The organism is Promicromonospora sp. NPDC060204, from assembly GCF_042728455.1.
Classification (GTDB): Bacteria; Actinomycetota; Actinomycetes; order Actinomycetales; family Cellulomonadaceae; genus Promicromonospora.
Genome location: NZ_JBHWZO010000426.1, coordinates 1 through 2,638, shown reverse-complemented (window position 1 = coordinate 2,638; position 2,638 = coordinate 1). Strand labels below are relative to the sequence as shown.

Annotated in this window: 3 protein-coding genes; 2 read left to right on the top strand and 1 reads right to left on the bottom strand. The window is 73.3% G+C overall.

What is annotated here, in order from left to right:
- Positions 1-153: 153 nt before the first annotated feature.
- The gene (locus ACFWEJ_RS28340; protein ID WP_377232496.1) at positions 154-741 is read right to left on the bottom strand and encodes a hypothetical protein; all 588 of its coding nucleotides are present in this window, start codon (positions 739-741) and stop codon (positions 154-156) included.
- A 153-nt stretch (positions 742-894) separates the two neighbouring features.
- On the opposite strand from ACFWEJ_RS28340, the gene ACFWEJ_RS28335 reads away from it, so the two are divergent.
- The gene (locus ACFWEJ_RS28335) at positions 895-1,263 is read left to right on the top strand and encodes a YciI family protein (RefSeq protein ID WP_377232495.1); all 369 of its coding nucleotides are present in this window, start codon (positions 895-897) and stop codon (positions 1,261-1,263) included.
- Complete coding sequence (locus tag ACFWEJ_RS28330; protein WP_377232494.1) at positions 1,260-2,525, top strand: RNA polymerase sigma factor; 1,266 nt, start codon at positions 1,260-1,262, stop codon at positions 2,523-2,525. Before ACFWEJ_RS28335 ends, ACFWEJ_RS28330 begins: the two co-directional genes overlap by 4 nt.
- Positions 2,526-2,638: the final 113 nt, after the last annotated feature.

The window sequence follows — 2,638 nt, the reverse complement described above, 5'->3', positions numbered from 1 at the left end:
CCGGCTTTCTTCGCTTTGAGACGGCTCAAAGCGAAGAAAACCGGGCCTCAAAGGGGATGTGGCCGCGGCAGCTCCGGCAGCCGGGTCCGCAGCCGGCCGACGGAGGTCGTCGACGGCGGCCGACGGCCGGCCGGTGAGTCAGTCGGTCAGTTGTCAGTCGCAGCTGTCGCAGACGCCCGTCGCCGGGAGCTGCATGTAGCAGGTGGGGCAGGTCGGCGGGGCCGGCTCCGGCTCCTGCGCGGCGGCCGCCTTCGTCTTCCTCGCGGCCTTCGCGGCGCTCGTCCGTCCGGCCGGGGTGGCCGGGGTCGACAGCACCAGGCGCTCGTAGCCGCCCTCCTCCTGGCGGACGTCGACGGCGTCCTTGCTGAAGAAGGCGGTCACCTCGTGCCCGGTCCCCGGCGAGACCGCGACGTAGGTGCGCGTCGCCGGCATCCAGATGCGGGCCGTGTCCAGGCCCTCCGCGATGGCGCGCATGGCCGGCCGGTTCGTCTGCGGGACCTGCAGCGCCTCGAGCGCCGCGTCGAGGGACTCGAAGTCGAAGTGGCCGGGGTCGCCGTCGAGCGCGATGAGGCACGACCTGCAGATCTTGAACTTCTGCCGGTCCAGCTCGGTGGCGGGCTGGAGCGTCACCAACCGGCTCGGGGTCAGGTGCGGACAGTCCTTGCCGTGCAGGACCTTGCCGTAGGGCACCCGGTAGAGCAGCTCGATCGGTATCTCCGCCCCCGCTTCCGCAGGGGTCACGATGGACGTAGTCACACTCCAGTATGGCGGCTCGCCGGACCCCGTCCGGACACGCGAAGATTTCTCGTGGTCGGCTGTCGTATCCGGGCGGGCCGTGCCGACCAAGGGGTACGACGACGGCAGGGCGCCGCCGCGGAGAACCCAGGAGGAACCATGAAGTACCTGATCCTGATGCAGATCAACCCCACCGTCCTCGAACAGCTCACGCCGGAGCAGAGCAAGCTGGTCCAGGACGGGCACGAGGCGTTCATGGCGCACCTCAAGGAGCGTGGCGAGTTCGTGGGCACACAGGCGCTGGCCGACCCGAGCCAGAGCAAGGTGGTGCGGTCCGTGGCGGGGACGCCGCAGACCAGCGACGGGCCGTTTGCCGAGGCCAAGGAGTTCCTGGGCGGCTTCTACCTGGTGGACGTCGAGGACGAGGCGCGGGTCCTGGAGCTCGCCCGCATGATCCCGGACACGTCCATCGACGGGCTGGCCGTCGAGGTGCGGCCCGTGATGTTCAGCGACCTCGGGGACCTGTGAACCCTGGACCGGGCGTCGGCGAGGACCTGCTGCGCGAGCTCGCGCCGCAGGTCCTCGCCCGGCTCGTGCGCACCCACGGCGCGGGCCAGTTCGACGTGTGCGAGGACGCCGTCCAGGACGCCCTGCTCGCGGCGTACCGCCAGTGGCCGGCCGACCCGCCGTCGGACCCGCTGGCCTGGCTCGTCACCACGGCCCGGCGCCGGTACGTGGACCGCGTGCGCGCCGACAGCCGGCGTCGCGACCGCGAGGCCCGGGAGGCGCTCCTGGCCCACCCGCTGAGCACGCCGGCTGACAGTGCAGACCCCAGCGCGTTCCCTCACGCCTCCCCCGCCGACGACAGCCTGCTCCTGCTCCAGCTCTGCTGTCACCCGGCGCTCGCCCGCCCCGCGCAGGTCGCGCTGACGCTGCGCGCCGTGGCCGGCCTGACCACGGCGCAGATCGCGAACGTCCACCAGCTCCCCGAGGCGACCGTCGCCCAGCGCATCACGCGCGCCAAGCGGCGCCTGGCCGAGCTCGGCGGGGACCTGCCCCGGCCCCGGGACGCGGCCGAACGGCTCAGCCCCGTGCTCGACGTGCTCTACGCGATGCTGACCGAGGCCCACCACACGACGTCGGGCGCGCCCGCCCGCGACACGGACCTCGCGGCGGAGGCGATCCACCTGGCCCGCCTGCTGCGCCAGGCCCTGCCCGAGGACCCGGAGGTCGCCGGGCTGCTCGCGCTCATGCTGCTCACCGCGTCGCGCGGACCCGCACGGCAGGCGGACGACGGCTCCCTGGTTCCGCTGGACGAGCAGGACCGGACCCGGTGGGACCCGGCGCTCGTGCGCGAGGGCGTCACCCTGGTCGAGGCGACCGTGCCCGGCGCGGCGCCGGGTCCCTACCTGCTGCAGGCCTGCGTCGCGGCGCTGCACGCGGAGGCCGCCGACACCGCCTCGACCGACTGGTCGGAGATCGTCGCGCTCTACGGCGTCCTCGACGTCGTGACCGGCCGCCAGAACCCGACGATCGCGCTGAACCGGATCGTCGCCGAGGCCCAGGTGCTCGGCGACGGCGCGGCCCTGGCCTCGCTCGACGACCTGGGGCGGCAGCATCCCGGGCTGCCCCGCCTCGACGCGGTCCGCGCGCACCTCCTGGAGCGCCTGGGCCGGACGGCGGAGGCCGCCGACGCCTACCGGCAGGCCGCCCGGTCGACGCACAACCTCGCCGAGCAGCAGTACCTCCAGCGGCGCCTGCGGGCCCTGCAAGGTGTGCGGCTGCGCTGAGTCGGCAGTTTCCTGCGAGGTCGGCAGTTTCCTGCGAGGTCGGCAGTCTGCATCGAGGTCGGCAGTTTCCTGCGAGGTCGGCAGCTTGCATCGAGGTCGGCACAGGCCTGTGC